12 protein-coding genes are annotated in these 14,293 nt (G+C 65.7%); 6 read left to right on the forward strand and 6 right to left on the reverse strand.

What is annotated here, in order from left to right:
- Positions 1-24: 24 nt before the first annotated feature.
- From J2X54_RS10290 to J2X54_RS10300, 3 genes are read left to right on the forward strand one after another with little or no spacing between them, the layout of a single operon-like run.
- On the forward strand, positions 25-1,203 hold the full coding sequence (locus J2X54_RS10290) for a hypothetical protein (RefSeq protein ID WP_310180308.1): 1,179 nt from the start codon (positions 25-27) through the stop codon (positions 1,201-1,203).
- Positions 1,200-2,330, forward strand: coding sequence for a HupE/UreJ family protein (locus tag J2X54_RS10295; protein ID WP_310180309.1), 1,131 nt, complete (start codon positions 1,200-1,202; stop codon positions 2,328-2,330). The genes J2X54_RS10290 and J2X54_RS10295 overlap by 4 nt, the downstream gene beginning before the upstream one ends.
- Before the next feature lie 37 nt (positions 2,331-2,367).
- Positions 2,368-3,126 carry a YoaK family protein gene (locus tag J2X54_RS10300; protein ID WP_310180311.1) on the forward strand — a complete coding sequence of 253 codons (759 nt, stop codon included), beginning with the start codon at positions 2,368-2,370 and terminating at the stop codon, positions 3,124-3,126.
- Between the two features lie 15 nt (positions 3,127-3,141).
- Here the strand turns inward: J2X54_RS10300 and J2X54_RS10305 are convergent, their stop codons facing one another.
- The 6 genes from J2X54_RS10305 to J2X54_RS10330 form a co-directional block, all read right to left on the reverse strand.
- Positions 3,142-5,130, reverse strand: a complete 1,989-nt coding sequence (locus J2X54_RS10305; RefSeq protein WP_310180312.1) for a rhamnogalacturonan lyase — start codon at positions 5,128-5,130, stop codon at positions 3,142-3,144.
- On the reverse strand, positions 5,130-6,551 hold the full coding sequence (locus J2X54_RS10310; protein WP_310180313.1) for a glycoside hydrolase family 88 protein: 1,422 nt from the start codon (positions 6,549-6,551) through the stop codon (positions 5,130-5,132). The genes J2X54_RS10305 and J2X54_RS10310 overlap by 1 nt, the downstream gene beginning before the upstream one ends.
- 196 nt (positions 6,552-6,747) lie before the next feature.
- A complete protein-coding gene (locus J2X54_RS10315; protein WP_070247484.1) occupies positions 6,748-7,452 on the reverse strand; it encodes a TIGR00266 family protein in 705 nt (234 codons plus the stop codon).
- 20 nt (positions 7,453-7,472) lie between these two features.
- The gene (locus tag J2X54_RS10320) at positions 7,473-8,804 is read right to left on the reverse strand and encodes a VWA domain-containing protein (RefSeq protein WP_310180317.1); all 1,332 of its coding nucleotides are present in this window, start codon (positions 8,802-8,804) and stop codon (positions 7,473-7,475) included.
- A gap of 34 nt (positions 8,805-8,838) precedes the next feature.
- The gene (locus tag J2X54_RS10325; protein ID WP_070247486.1) at positions 8,839-9,414 is read right to left on the reverse strand and encodes a TerD family protein; all 576 of its coding nucleotides are present in this window, start codon (positions 9,412-9,414) and stop codon (positions 8,839-8,841) included.
- 198 nt (positions 9,415-9,612) lie between these two features.
- On the reverse strand, positions 9,613-10,149 hold the full coding sequence (locus J2X54_RS10330; protein ID WP_310180321.1) for an isochorismatase family protein: 537 nt from the start codon (positions 10,147-10,149) through the stop codon (positions 9,613-9,615).
- 90 nt (positions 10,150-10,239) lie between these two features.
- Here J2X54_RS10330 and J2X54_RS10335 point away from each other — a divergent pair, with 90 nt between their 5' ends.
- The 3 genes from J2X54_RS10335 to J2X54_RS10345 all read left to right on the forward strand — a co-directional run bounded on the left by J2X54_RS10335 (position 10,240) and on the right by J2X54_RS10345 (position 14,258).
- Positions 10,240-12,381 (forward strand): hypothetical protein, encoded by a 2,142-nt coding sequence (locus J2X54_RS10335; RefSeq protein WP_310180323.1) that lies wholly within the window; start codon positions 10,240-10,242, stop codon positions 12,379-12,381.
- A gap of 100 nt (positions 12,382-12,481) precedes the next feature.
- The gene (locus J2X54_RS10340) at positions 12,482-12,721 is read left to right on the forward strand and encodes a hypothetical protein (RefSeq protein ID WP_310180324.1); all 240 of its coding nucleotides are present in this window, start codon (positions 12,482-12,484) and stop codon (positions 12,719-12,721) included.
- 91 nt (positions 12,722-12,812) lie between these two features.
- On the forward strand, positions 12,813-14,258 hold the full coding sequence (locus J2X54_RS10345; protein ID WP_070247488.1) for an NAD-dependent succinate-semialdehyde dehydrogenase: 1,446 nt from the start codon (positions 12,813-12,815) through the stop codon (positions 14,256-14,258).
- Positions 14,259-14,293 lie beyond the last annotated feature (35 nt).

Here is a 14,293-nt window from a genome sequence, read left to right on the forward strand (position 1 = left end):
CGGTTGTCATTGCAGGATGCATCGATGACCCGAATTCAGAATCTGCTGTCTCTCATTGCGCTGCTAGGCGCGGCCCTGTGCGCTCAGGCTGCGCCCTACCTGCCCGCCAGCGGCGCCCAGGTGATCGAAACCCTGCCGCGCCGGGGCGACCCGGTGCAGCAGGAACTGCGCCGCCTGCGCGCGCAGTTGAACGCGCAACCGAACGACGTTGCGCTGGCCGCCACGCTGGCGCGCCGCTATATCGCACTGGGCCGCAGCGAGACCGATCCGCGCTACCTCGGCTACGCCCAGGCCGCGCTGGCGCCGTGGTGGCGGCAGCCCGCGCCCCCGCCCGAGGTGCGCCTGCTGCGCGCCACCCTGCTGCAAAGCACCCACCAGTTTCCCGCCGCGCTGGCCGACCTGCAAGGCGTGCTGGCGCAGGAACCGAAAAATGCCCAGGCCTGGCTCACGCTGGCCACCGTGCAAACCGTGCAGGGCGACTACGCCAATGCGACGAGTAGCTGCGCGCGGCTGTCGGCGCTGGCCAATGAACTCATTACCGTCACCTGCGTGGCCCAGGTGGGCGCAGTGACCGGCCGCGCCGCGCCCAGCGAAAAGCTGCTGGCACTGACGCTCGAGCGCAGCGGAGCCACCAAGCCGGAATTGCAGGTATGGGTATTGACGCTGCTGGCCGAGATGGCGCAGCGGCGCGACGCCGCCACCGTGGCCGAAGCCCGCTTCCAGCGCGCGCTGGCGCTCGATCCGCACGACAGCTACCTGCTCGGCGCTTACAGCGACTTCCTGCTCGAACAAAAACGGCCATCGCGGGTGGAAGCACTGCTGGCCGACCAGACCCGCATCGACGCGCTGCTGCTGCGCCGCGCGCTGGCGCTGCAGCAGCAAGGCAAGACCGCGCCGCTGGCGGCCGACGTGGCCGAACTGGCCGCGCGCTTCGACGCCGCCATGCTGCGCGGCGACACCGTGCACCAGCGCGAACAGGCCCGCTTCGAGCTGCTGCGGCGCGACACCACCAAGGCGCTGGCGCTGGCGCGCAAGAACTGGTCGATTCAGAAGGAGCCGGCCGACATCCGCATCTACCTGGAAGCGGCCGTGCAGGCGCGCGACCGTGAGGCCGCGCAACCGGTGCTCGACTGGATCGCCAAACACAAGACCGAGGACGCAGCCGCCGCCAGGCTAGTGCGCCAGCTCGGAGAATCGGCATGATGGGCTTTTGGTTGGTTCGGCTGGTTCGGCTGCTTTGCCTGCTGTGTTTGAGCGGCGTGGCGCTGCCGGCGCTGGCCCACAAGCCCAGCGACAGCTACCTGGCGCTCGACGTCAAGGGCGCGCAGGTCAGCGGCCAGTGGGACATCGCGCTGCGCGACCTCGATTTCGCCATTGGCCTCGACCAGGACGGCGACGGCAAGCTGACCTGGGACGAAATCCGCGCGCGCCATGCGGCCATTGCCGCCTACGCGCTCGAACGGCTGGCGCTATCGACCGAGCAAGGCCCGTGCGTAGCCAAGGCCAATGAACAACTGATCGACAACCACACCGACGGCGCCTACAGCGTGCTGCGGTTCACCGCCACCTGCGCGGCGCCCGTCAAGTCGCTCGATGTCCATTACAGCCTGTTCGCCGACGTCGATCCGCAGCACAAAGGCTTGCTGCGCCTGACCCACGATGGCGAAACCTCGACCGCCATCTTCGATCCGCAGCATGCGCGCCAGGCGCTGGCCGTGGCCGCACCCGACCGCTGGCGCCAGTTCGCCACCTACGTCAAGGAAGGCGTGTGGCATATCTGGATCGGCTACGACCACATCCTGTTCCTGCTGTCGCTGCTGCTGCCGGCGGTGCTGCTGGCGCCACCGGCCAACAACCTGCGCGGCGCCTTCATCGACGTGCTCAAAGTGGTCACCGCCTTTACGCTGGCGCATTCGATCACGCTCACCCTGGCCAGCCTGTCGCTGATCTCGTTACCCTCGCGGCTGGTGGAGTCGGCGATTGCTGCCTCGGTGGTGCTGGCGGCGGTGAACAATATCTACCCGCTGTTCCGCACGCGGCGGCCGGTGGCGGCGTTCGCGTTCGGGCTGCTGCACGGCTTCGGTTTTGCCAGCGTGCTGGGCGACCTGGGACTGCCGCAAGGCGCGCTGGTCACCAGCCTGCTCGGCTTTAACGTGGGCGTGGAGATCGGCCAGCTGTGTATCGTGGCGGTGTTCCTGCCGTTGGCCTGGCTGCTGCGCGACACGCGCTTCTACCGCCTGCTGCTGACCGGCGGCTCGGCGCTGATCGCCTTGCTGGCGCTGGTGTGGTTCGTCGAGCGGGCTTTCGACCTGCCGTTGCTCGGCAGTTGATCTATACTCGGGCATGGTCTTTTGCAGGCGGTGCCCGATGCCACTCAATTATTCGCTCAACTACTCGCGGCGGCTCACTGGCCGCACCCGCACCCAGCCGGCCAACCGCCAGCTGGGCTGCATGCTGGCGTTTATCGCCGGTGCGGTCAACGCGGGGGGCTTTTTGGCGGTGCAGCACTACACGTCGCACATGACCGGCATTGTCTCGGCCATGGCCGACCAGCTGGCGCTGGGCATGTACAGCCTGGTGGCAGTGGGTTTGAGTGCACTGGTGTCGTTCCTGCTGGGCGCGACGCTGTCGACCATGATGGTGCGCCACTCGCGCCAGCGCAACCTGCACAGCGAGTACGCGCTGCCGCTGCTGGTGGAAGCGGGCCTGCTGCTGTGCTTTGGCCTGCTGGGCAGCCAGATCAGCGGTTTCAACGGCTACTATGTATCGGCCACGGTGATGCTGCTCAGCTTTATCATGGGCCTGCAAAACGCCGTCATCACCAAGCTGTCCAACGCTGAAATGCGCACCACTCACATTACCGGCGTGATCACCGACATCGGCATCGAAATGGGCAAGCTGCTGTGCCCCGGTACAGGCGCCAAAGTGCCGGACCGCTCCCGCCTGCGCCTGCTGGCCATGCTGGCGCTGTGCTTTTTCATCGGCGGCGTGAGCGGCGCGCTCGGCTTCAAGCATCTCGGCTACGCGGCCACGGTGCCGCTGGCCGTCACCCTGATGGCGCTGTCGATCATTCCGATCGCCGACGACCTGCTCGACTACCTGCGCCAGCGCGGCCGGCGCCGGTAGTCGAGCAGACAACCCTTACTGCGGCTTGCGCACCACCACGTTGGACGCTGGCGGCGTCGCCATGCCGTCGCCGATGAAGAAGCTCGGGTACGGCGGCTGGTTGTAGGCGGTGTTTTGCCAGGCCACGGCCACGCGGTACTGCGGGTCGTGCATCAGGGTGACCAGGCGCCGTGCGGTCGGATGCGGCGTGGTGTACACGCGCAGGAATTTCTCGTCGGGCGTGTGCCAGATCACCTCTTCGCGCCAGTCGCCCAGCAGGTCGGCCGACACCACCGGGACGTTCTTGGTGCCGTTCGACGCCACCACGCCGTTCGCCTCGAGCAGCGTGTGCGATTTGCCAGCCTTCCAGTCCCACTTGTTGATGCGATTCTTGTCGAACAGTTCGCGCAGGTCGTCACCGTCCCACCACACCACGAAGCTCGCTTCCACCGGCCGACGGACGCCGTCGATCGGTTTGCCCTGCGCCGTGTACAACGTGGTGCTGTTGGTGGCCCACGCTTCGGTGCCGGGGAAGCGCGGGTCGATGTCGGCGGCCACCGCGCGGCCGGTGTCCTTCTCGGCCGGGGTGCTCCACAGGATCTGCCCGGTCCTGGCGTCGAGCATGGCCGAGCCGATCTGGCCGTTGCCGCGCACGTCTTCGTGGGCGCCGAATTTTTCCAGGCCAGGGCGGGTGGGATCGAGGTCGCTCACGGCCATGGCGTCGCCGTGGCCCAGGCGCGAACTCCACAGCCCTTTGCCGTTGTCGTCGAGCGCCATGGCGCCGTAGACGATTTCGTCACGACCGTCGCCATCGACGTCGGCCACGCTGAACTGGTGGTTGCCCTGGCCGCCGAAGGCTTCGTTGCCGGGTGTGGAGCTGTCGAAAGTCCAGCGCTGGGTGAGCTTGCCGTCGCGCCAGTCCCAGGCGGCCACCGTGGTGCGTGCGTAGTAGCCGCGCGCCATCACGATGCTGGGACGCTGGCCGTCCAGGTACGCGGTGCCGGCCAGGAAGCGGTCGGAGCGATTGGCATAGCCATCGCCCCAGGTCTCTTTCATTTGCGCGGTGGTCGGCGCATCGGTACGCGGATCGCGGGCCGGCCAGTATGGCGCACTGGCCAGCGCACGGCCGGTCAAGCCGTCGAAGATCGTCAGGAATTCCGGGCCTTTCAGGATGCGGCCCTGCAGCGGCGCCACCATGGTGCCGTCGGCCTTGACCACGCCGCCGGTGCGGTCGGTCGAGCCCACTTCGCCCCCCTTCTCGCGCCAGTCGGCATGCGGGTCGCCCAGCACCTTGCCGGCGCCGTCGATGGTGCCGTCGCTGGTGCGCACGGCCAGTTCGGCGCGGCCGTCGCCGTCGTAGTCGTACACCTGGAACTGGGTGTAATGGGCGCCGGCGCGGATGTTTTTACCGAGGTCGATGCGCCACAGGCGCTTGCCTTCGAGCGTGTACGCGTCCAGCATCACCGGTCCGGTGTAACCGTCGAAGGCATTGTCCTTGGCGTTGGTCGGGTCCCACTTGAGGATGATTTCGTAGCGGCCGTCGCCATCGAGGTCGGCCACGCTGGCTTCCTGCGCGGTGTAAGTGTAGGCCTGGCCGGTGGGCGTGACGCCGCCCGCCGGCTGGTCGATGGCGATGCCGAGGAAGCCGTCGGCCCAGACGCCAACTGGCTTGCTCGCGGCGACTTGCTTGCCCGCGGCCAGCGTACGCACCGTGTAGGTCGATGTGGCCTTGCCGGCTTTATCGACCAGGTTGGTGGCGCCCGCCAGCGGCTGGTCGTTGACTTTCTGGCCGTCGCGGTAGACGTCGAAGGCGGTGTCGGACGCGTCGTTGGCCAGCAGGCGCCAGCTGACCAGGTTGCCCGCTTCGACCGCCGGCACGGCCACCACGCCACGGTCCAGCGCTTCCACCCAACGTGCGGCCGGGCCGCTGGCTGGCGTCACCGCGCTTGCCGTGCTGGCAGCGCCCAGCACCAGGGTTGCCGCCACCAGCGCCACGCTGCGGCGTAATGCGAATACTGTTTTCATTAACGCAGGCCCTGGTACATCAAGCCGCTGTCATTGAGGCCGAACTTGAACTTCTTGTTCATCTCGATGATCTCGGCGCCAGCCAGCAGCGCCGGGCCGTAGCCATGGGCCGCCTTCACGCTGGTCGGGCGATACGAATAGAACGCCGGATCGAACGCCATGCCGGTACCCACGCAGATGCCTTCGATCTGGCCGTTGGCCAGCACCTTGGAGGCGGTGGCATTCCAGGCCAGGTTGGCCATCGGGCCGTAGGCCTGCGCTTCGACGTAGCCGCGATTGACGGCGCGCGCGATGGCGTAGGTGTAGATGGCGGTGGCCGAGGTTTCCTGGTAGGTGTCGGGACGGTCGATCAGCTGGTGCCAGAAACCGTCGCGGGTCTGGTACGTGGACAGGCCCTTGATGTGGGCGCGCAGCTGCCTGACGATGGCGTCGCGCATCTTGTGATTTTTCGGCAGCACTTCCAACACTTCCACCATCGACATCACGGCCCAGCCATTGGCGCGGGCCCAGTGCATCTCCGGATGGTCGGCCTGGCCTTCCACGTAGCCGTGCATATAGATGCCCAGCTGCGGGTTGAACATGCGCTTGGAGAATTGCAGCACCTGCCTGGCGGCGTCGTCGAAATGCTTGCTGTCGCCGTTGACGGCGCCCAGGTAGGCAATCGTCGGCACGCCCATGAACATGTCGTCGAGCCACACGGTGTTTTTCAGCGGGCGGGCCTTGAAGCCGCCGTTGCCATCGGGGCCGCCACGGGCAAACGTGCCGTCCGGCAGGCGGTACTCTTTCTTGGTGACGAAGTTGCCGCAAATGCCGATCATCTGGGTGTAATCGACCTTGGAGCCTCCGAGCTTGGCCTTGAGGAAGCTGTGGCACAGCGCGCCCGCGTCATCGAGTGCATGCGGGTTCAGGAAGCTCTTGTGCGGCGCGTGCGAATTTTTCAGGTCGGCCTGCACTACCGGGTTATACAGTTTGGTCAGGTCGGCCAGCAGCTGGTGGCGCTTGATGGTGTAATCGGTGTAGCGTGCATCGCCCGTGGCGGCGCCGGCAGCGAGCATGCCCAGGTAGGTCACGCCCCACTCGTAGCTGGTCAGGCGGAAGTCGCCCGGCTTGAAGACGGCGTCGGGATCGGCGGTGGTCAGGTTGGTGATCGGCGTGCCGTCGGACTTGTGGATCAGTTCAGCGGGCGTGGTGCGTTCGAGGTAGGTGTACACGCGGTCGAGGACAGTCTTGACTTCTTCCGCGCTCATGGCACGGTAAGGCGTGGGATACTCGACCGTGAGCGCGTGCAGCATGGCGTCGGCGGCGGCCGGGCCCTTCTCTTGCGCGGCCGGGGCTTCCTGCGCCACAGCGTTGAACACCACCGGGAACAAACCGGCAACGAGTGCGCCCGTCAGGCAGCGGCGCAGCGTCGAGGAATTCATCAAGTACGTCTCCTTCATTTGAGTTGTTTTGAACCGGCCGGGATCACCAGGTAGGGTCCGGTCGCAACTGGGAGTGTACCCGCCTGCAACAACTCGAATGCGTCAAGCTGATGATTGTTGTGCGCAACTATGAGCAATAATTTACTCAAATGCTCAACCTGTCACCGGCGCGATCAGAAACGAAACTGTATGTACTCTACGCCGGCTTTTGCACCCACTGCAGGAAGCCGGTGCGGTTGCGCGAGCAAATGTGGATTTTGCCGGTGCCGCTAAAGCGCAGCACCACGCCTTCGCCGCTGGTCTGGCTGTTGATCATATTGCCGATCATGCCGCCGATACCGCCGCCGGTGCTGCCGGTGGTCACGCTGATCTCGTAGCGCAGCGTGCTGTCCCAGCAGACCACGTGCGAGTTGTCGATGATGACGTCCTTGCCCGGCACCACGTCGAGCTGGAACATCGAGCCAAAGCCCGACACCACCACCTGGCCACGGCCGGTCGCCTCCATCACGAAGAAGCCGCCCGATTGCGCGAACAACGCATTACCCAGGCTCTGGGTGCGGGTTTTCAGTTCAACGCCGTCTGACGCGGCCACAAAAGCGCCGTCGTTGAGGGTGTAGGTGGCGGGGCCGATATCGACCACCTGCATGGCGCCGGGCAGCGTGGGCGAGAGCAGGCAGTCGCCGTCGCCGCGCACCGCTTCGATATGCTGCTGGAAGAACGATTCGCCGTTGGCCATGCGCCGCATGATCGAACCCATGATGCCGCCGGTCATGCGGCCCTTGAGGTCGAGATTGGTTTCCATCATGACCATCGCGTCGGATTCGCAATAGATTTTTTCGCCACGGCGCAGGGCCACGTGGAGGAAGGGATCGACGTCCCCGGTGACGGTAAAGGTAGGCATGGTGATTTTTCTTGGGTGGGTTAAGCGATCAGGCCGGCGCCGCGGGCGGCCTTGAGCCAGTCCGGGTATTCGGCCATCAGTAAATCGTACAGTTCGGCGTCGGTATATTCGTCGGGCGAGGCGACCGAGAAGTAATTGGCGTTATCGACCAGGCGGCCCGGCAATTCGTCCAGGCTTTCCAGGAACGGGAAGTCGGAGTCGGCAAAGCTGGCCAGCTTGCGGTTCTTCGACTTGCGCCCCTTGCCGATGCCCATGAACTGCCAGAAAATCGCCTCGTGGCTGGACCAGCGCACCTGGCGCTCGGCCAGGCCCTGGTCGGAGGTGCCGCCGTCGGTGACGAACATCACGTACACGGGCAGGTCGGCGCACTGCGGCTTGTTGCGCTCGCCACCGGCGCCGTCGGGGAAATAGAAACGGCGCACGGCTTCGAGCGCGGCGCCGTAGCGGGTGTCGCCTTCGAGCGGATGGCGGTCGATGGTTTTTTGCACGAAGCTGGCAAAGTTGCTGATGCCCATGGGATCGACGTGGTGGACGTTGCGGCCGAACAGGAACACGTCGATCTCGCCGTCATCGTCGAACTTGCAACCGAGCGCAAGGATGCGCTCGGCAAACTGCTGCACCAGGCCGCGCTTGTACAACATGCCCATCGAGCCTGAAATATCGAGCACCAGGCACACGCGGGCGCGGTGGCTTTGCAGCCCCACTTTTTGCAGCGAGACGCTGGCCGACTTGACCAGGCTGACCAGTTGCGGCGCCTGCTGTTGCAAGCGTTTTTCCAGGTCGACGCCGGATTTGACGGAAGCAGGTGCCGGCGCAGATGCAGGCGCTGGCCCATCATCGACGGCGCCGCCGAAGTGGCGCACCAGCACGTCGAGACCGCCATCGAAACCCTGGCCCGAGGCCATGAAGCGCCATTCGCCGTTGCGGCGATAAATCTCGCCGACCATCAGCGCCCGTTCGGACGCGAAATCGGCGCCGGTGAAGGCGAAGCGGACGAGCTCCTCGTCGCCGGCCAGCAGCCGCAGGTAACCGGATTGAAGTTGCGACATCACGCCGGGGCCGTCGATGCTGGCGGTGATTACCACCCGCTCGACCGTGGCCGGCAGGCGCGCCAGGTGAAAGGTAAAGCGCTGTGCGCCGGCCAGTCCGTTACCAATGAACACCCCACCACACGGCGTGGCAGGCTGGTTGAAGAACGTCATGTAAGGCTCGCCGACGAGTTTGCCGTTGGCGTCCAGCGCAAAGCTGGCGACGTCGAGCGCCAGTCCCTGCGCCGCAAACTCGGCATGAAAGGCCCGGTCGGTGATGGCGGGCGCCAAGGTAACGCGTCCCCCTTTGGAAATCTGTTCCATGGCGCTCCTGCCTGGTGAGCTTATTTAAGCGTCGTTACGCGTTGACGCCGAACGAACGCGCGAGGGGACCGAGGCCGCCCTTGAAGCCCTGGCCGATGGCGCGGAATTTCCAGTCGCTGCCATGGCGATACAGTTCGCCGAAGATCATCGCGGTTTCGGTGGAGCCGTCTTCGGACAGGTCGTAACGGGCCAGCTCGCCGCTGTTGGCGGCGTTCAGGCAGCGGATGTAGGCCTTGCCCACCATGCCGAAGTTCTGGCGGCGCGCATCGGCTTCGTGGATGGTGACGCAGAACGCCACGCGATCGATATCGGCCGGAATGGCGGACAGGTCGATGTTGAGGGTCTCGTCGTCGCCGTCGCCCTGGCCGGTCGTGTTGTCGCCGGTGTGGACGACCGAGCCATCGGTGGATTTGAGGTTGTTGTAGAAAATGAAGTCGGAGTCGCCACGCACTTTACCGTCGGTCTTGAGCAGGAAAGCGCTACCATCGAGGTCGAAAGCGGAGCCGTCGGACGAGCGCGGATCCCAGCCCAGGCCGATGACCACCTTGGTCAGGCCCGGTGCTTCCTTGCTCAGGTTGACGTTACCGCCTTTTTGCAAACTAATAGCCATAGTCGTTTCCTTTCAGTACAGGTTGTTGGGACAGTGCGCTGTTAATATCAATTTGATCAGCCTTGAATCATCATATCAAAGGCATGACAATCGGGTCACGCCGCTGACTTGTTTTCGCGATGCAATATTGCGAGTAATATACATGAAGCATCCTGATTGTAAAGTGGCGGTGCGGGCGCCCGGGAGTGGAATCCATCGCTATTTAATCAGCGCCAGCACCTCGCGAAAGCGCGGATGACGGCAAGTCTCGAGCCATTCGAACGCCACCATCTCCACCGTGGCGCAGGTGATGCCGGCGCCAGCCAGCCGGTCCACCGCAGCTTGCCGGTTTTGCCTGGTGCGCGAGCCGATGGCGTCGATCACGACGGTCACGTGCAGCCCGGCCGCCTGCAAGCCGAGCGAAGTTTGCAGCACGCACACGTGGGCCTCGCTGCCGGCCACAACGACATGGCGCCGCCCCGCCGGCAGCGCCGCCACCAGGCCGTCGCGGCAAGCGTCGAAGTGGTGCTTGGCCAGCGTGCTGTCGCACAGCGCCTTGAGTTCTGGCAGGTTGGGGCCGAGGGCGTCGGGGTTTTGTTCGGTGCCGATCACGGGCACATCGAGCAAACGGGCAATCTGCGCCAGCCGCAACGCCTCGCGCACCACCGCTGGCCCATCGGCAATGCTGGGCAGCAGGCGTTGCTGGAGATCGACCAGGATCAGGACCGCAGCTTCGGTTTGGGTGGCGTGGGGCATGGGTGCTCCGGGCGGGTGGTTTGAAATGTGGCAGCAAGTTGCTGCACTATGGGTTCATTATTCTATCTTTGTGGCTAATGGAATCACTCAATGAAAATTCCCCGTCTCGCCTGTCTATGTTTGCTCGCCCTCGCTTCCAGCCTCGCCAGCGCCTCCGCCGAACCCGTGCCACCGATCGACCGCCAGGCGGTCGTTGCGCGCCACGCGCCGCGGTTGCTGGCGCTCGATCCGCAGGCGCCGCTTACGGTGGGCAACGGACGGTTCGCTTTTACGGCCGATGTGACCGGGTTGCAAACCCTGCCCGATCTGTATCACGCACACGGTATTCCACTGGAAACCCAGGCGCGCTGGTCGTGGCACGAGGACGCAAACCCTGCCGGCTACACGCTGGCCGACGCCAACGTCGCGTACACCGCACATGGCCGCACGGTGGGCTATCCCACCAATGCCAAATCCGCGGCCGGCCAGTGGCTGCGCGAAAATCCGCATACGCAGCCGCTGCCGCGCATCGGCTTCGTGCTCACCGGCAAGGATGCGCGCGCGATCACCGGCGCCGACCTCACCGCCATCGACCAGCGCCTCGACCTGTGGCAAGGCCGCTTGCACAGCCGGGTCACGCTGCTTGGCCAGCCGGTCAGCGTGCGCAGCGCGGTGGCGCCTGACAGCGACGCGCTGGCCCTGGCGATCACGTCGCCGCTGCTGGGGCAAGGTCGGCTGGCGGTGCGCATCGCCGTGCCGCTCGGTTACGCGCGCGCCAAAACCCACCACAATCCGCCGCTCGATTTTACGCAGCCCGACGCCCATCGCAGCACGGTGCTCGAACAATCCGGCCACAAGCTGGTGGTGGAACACCGCCGCGATGGCGCCCGTTACGCCATGACCGTGACCAGCGGCGGCAAACTCGTGATCACCCACCCGGCGCCGCACGTGTTGCAAATCGCCTCCGCCAGCGGCGACAAATTGGACGTCACGGTCGCCTTCGCCCAGGACGGCGTGGCGCAGGCGCCGGACGCGGCTGCCGTATTCGACACCAGCGCCCGCCACTGGCAGCGTTTCTGGCAACAAGGCGCCGCCATCGATTTTGCCGGCAGCAGCGACCCGCGCGCGCCGGAACTGGAGCGCCGCGTGGTGCTGTCGCAATACCTGACGGCGGTGCAGACAGGCGACACCTTGCCGGCATCGGAAAGCGGGCTCACCACGTCCACCTGGTACGGCAAGCATCACACCGAAATGGTGTGGTGGCACACCGCCCACTTCGCGCTGTGGGGCCGGCCAGAATTTACTGCGCGCACGCTGTCGTGGTACCAGCGCACCTTGCCCGCCGCCCGCACTGTGGCGCAAGAGCGCGGTCTGACCGGTGCGCGCTGGATGAAAATGACCGGGCCCGGCGGGCGTGAAAGCCCGGGCGGCAACCCGCTGATCGCCTGGAACCAGCCGCACGCGATCCACCTGGCCGAACTGCTGTACCGCGCCGATCCTACAGCGGCCACCCTGGCGCGCTATCGCGAACTGGTGTTCGACACCGCCGAAGGCATGGCCTCGATGCTGCACTGGGACGATGCGGGCCAGCGCTATGTGCTCGGCCCGCCGCTGTGGATCGCCCAGGAAATCTACGACCAGCGCACCAGCATGAATCCCGCCTACGAACTCGGTTACTGGGCCCGTGGCCTGGAAATCGCCCAGCAATGGCGCGAACGGCTGGGCCTGGCGCGCGATGCGGGCTGGGAACAACGGCGCACGCACCTGTCGCAATTGCCGGTCAAGGACGGCAAATACGTGGCGCTGGAGTCGTACCCCGACACCTGGAACAACGTCGATAGCCGCCACGACCATCCGTCATTCCTGATGGCGCTGGGCCAGTTGCCGGGCGACGGCGTCGACCGCGAGACCATGCGCCGCACGCTGCACGCGGTACTGTCCAGCTGGGACTGGAAAACCAAGATCTGGGGCTGGGACTACCCGATGATTGCCATGACGGCCGCGCGCCTCGGTGAAACGCAGGCGGCGGTGGACGTGCTGCTCAAAACGGACGGCCCCAACAACAACTACACAGCCGCTGGCCACAACACCAACACCAACCTGCCGGTGTACCTGCCCGGCAACGGCGCGCTGCTGGCGGCCGTGGCCATGATGGCGGGCGGCTGGGATGGCGCGCCAGAAGGCAATGCGCCCGGATTCCCGCGCGATGGCACGTGGGTGGTGCGGGCGGAAGGCTTTCAGCGTTTGCCTTGACCGGGGCTGCCGGATCATCCACCTGCCGGCATAAGTGCGCAAGCCAACGGATAAACCCGCTGGCAGCGACTATGCTGGGATTTTGGCAGGGAATATCGCCATGACCCATCACGATCACTTTCCCACCATCGAACGCCGCCACGACGGCCCCGTGCAAGCAGTCGATACCGGACTCGACGTCGCCACCAAGGAAGGCGTGGGACCGGCGCTCGAGTTCATGCTCACCCATGGCGTCGATCGTGGGACTGCGCTGCGCGTGCTGGCTGGGCCGGAGTTTCACCGCCCCAGCGCCTCCGCGCCGGATCAAGACCGAACTGACCACGTCGTACCCGGTTTCTGATTTTCTGGCAAAGTAGAGGTCGCTCGCGTAACCACCATCATGCGTGGTAATGCGCCCCGTATCAACTCATTCTGACCGGAGATCCCAGAAAATGACCACCACCAGCTATCCAGATACCCGCCTTTTGATCGCCAACGAGTGGCAAGACGCCACTGGCGGCAAGACCATCCCCGTCATCAATCCGGCCACCGGCCAGTCCATCGGCACCGTGGCGCACGCCAGCATCGCCGACCTCGACCGCGCATTGGAAGCGGCCCAGCGCGGCTTCGACGCCTGGCGCAAGGTGCCGGCCTTCGAGCGCGCCGCCATCATGCGCCGCGCTGCTGCCCTGCTGCGCGAACGCGCCGACGACATCGGTCGCCTGCTCACGCAAGAGCAAGGCAAACCACTGGCCCAGGCCAAGGCCGAAGCAACCGCCGGCGCCGACATCATCGACTGGTTTGCCGCCGAAGGCATGCGCGTGTATGGCCGCATTGTGCCGGCACGCAACCCTGCCGCCCAGCAACTGGTATTGAAAGAGCCGGTCGGCCCGGTTGCCGCCTTCACGCCGTGGAACTTCCCGATCAACCAGATCGTGCGCAAGCTCGCAGCTTCGCTGGCCACCGGCTGCTCGTTCCTGTGCAAGGCGCCCGAAGAAACCCCGGCGTCGCCGGCCGCGCTGCTGCAATGCTTCGTCGATGCCGGCGTGCCGCCCGGTACCGTGGGCCTGGTGTTTGGCGATCCGGCCGAAATTTCGGGCTACCTGATCCCGCACCCGGTGATCCGCAAGGTCACCTTCACGGGCTCCACCCCGGTCGGCAAGCAACTGGCCGCGCTGGCCGGCGCCCACATGAAGCGCGTGACGATGGAGCTCGGTGGCCACGCCCCGGTGATCATCGCCGAGGACGCCGACGTGGCGCTGGCAGTGGAAGCGGCCGGCGGCGCCAAGTTCCGCAATGCGGGCCAGGTGTGCGTGTCCCCTACCCGCTTCCTGGTGCATAACAGCATCAAGGCCGAGTTTACCCGCGCCATGGTCGCCCATGCCGAAGGCCTGAAACTTGGCAACGGCCTCGACGCTGGTACCACCCTCGGTCCATTGGCCAACCCGCGCCGCGTGTCCGCCATGACGCAACTGGTGGACGACGCCCGCGCCAAGGGCGCCAACGTGGCCACCGGCGGCCAGCGCGTGGGTACAGAAGGCAACTTCTTCGCGCCGACCATCCTGGCCGATGTACCGCTCAACGCCAGCGTCTTCAACGACGAGCCGTTCGGCCCGGTCGCCGCCATCCGTGGTTTCGACACCCTGGATGAAGCGATCGCCGAATCGAACCGCCTGCCGTTCGGCCTGGCCGGCTACGCGTTCACGCGCTCGATCAAGAACGCCCACCAGCTGATGCACAACGTCGAAGTGGGCATGTTGTGGATTAACCAGCCGGCCACGCCGAGCGCCGAGATGCCGTTTGGCGGCGTCAAGGATTCGGGCTATGGTTCGGAAGGCGGCCCGGAGGCGCTCGAGGCTTACCTCAATACCAAGGCGGTGTCGATGGTCGGGGTGTAACCCTCTCGGAGGATGGACGGGTTGCCCGTCGGATG

It is taken from the genome of Duganella sp. 3397 (genome assembly GCF_031456625.1).
Lineage (GTDB): Bacteria > Pseudomonadota > Gammaproteobacteria > Burkholderiales > Burkholderiaceae_D > Rugamonas > Rugamonas phyllosphaerae.

Bases quoted from the DNA above. Each gene is read 5' to 3' on its own strand.
- J2X54_RS10335 (WP_310180323.1), top strand. From the start codon at position 10,240: ATGAAAATTCCCCGTCTCGCCTGTCTATGTTTGCTCGCCCTCGCTTCC.
- J2X54_RS10290 (WP_310180308.1), top strand. From the start codon at position 25: ATGACCCGAATTCAGAATCTGCTGTCTCTCATTGCGCTGCTAGGCGCG.
- J2X54_RS10330 (WP_310180321.1), bottom strand. From the start codon at position 10,149: ATGCCCCACGCCACCCAAACCGAAGCTGCGGTCCTGATCCTGGTCGAT.
- J2X54_RS10305 (WP_310180312.1), bottom strand. From the start codon at position 5,130: ATGAAAACAGTATTCGCATTACGCCGCAGCGTGGCGCTGGTGGCGGCA.
- J2X54_RS10325 (WP_070247486.1), bottom strand. From the start codon at position 9,414: ATGGCTATTAGTTTGCAAAAAGGCGGTAACGTCAACCTGAGCAAGGAA.
- J2X54_RS10320 (WP_310180317.1), bottom strand. From the start codon at position 8,804: ATGGAACAGATTTCCAAAGGGGGACGCGTTACCTTGGCGCCCGCCATC.
- J2X54_RS10345 (WP_070247488.1), top strand. From the start codon at position 12,813: ATGACCACCACCAGCTATCCAGATACCCGCCTTTTGATCGCCAACGAG.
- J2X54_RS10300 (WP_310180311.1), top strand. From the start codon at position 2,368: ATGCCACTCAATTATTCGCTCAACTACTCGCGGCGGCTCACTGGCCGC.
- J2X54_RS10340 (WP_310180324.1), top strand. From the start codon at position 12,482: ATGACCCATCACGATCACTTTCCCACCATCGAACGCCGCCACGACGGC.
- J2X54_RS10310 (WP_310180313.1), bottom strand. From the start codon at position 6,551: ATGAATTCCTCGACGCTGCGCCGCTGCCTGACGGGCGCACTCGTTGCC.
- J2X54_RS10315 (WP_070247484.1), bottom strand. From the start codon at position 7,452: ATGCCTACCTTTACCGTCACCGGGGACGTCGATCCCTTCCTCCACGTG.
- J2X54_RS10295 (WP_310180309.1), top strand. From the start codon at position 1,200: ATGATGGGCTTTTGGTTGGTTCGGCTGGTTCGGCTGCTTTGCCTGCTG.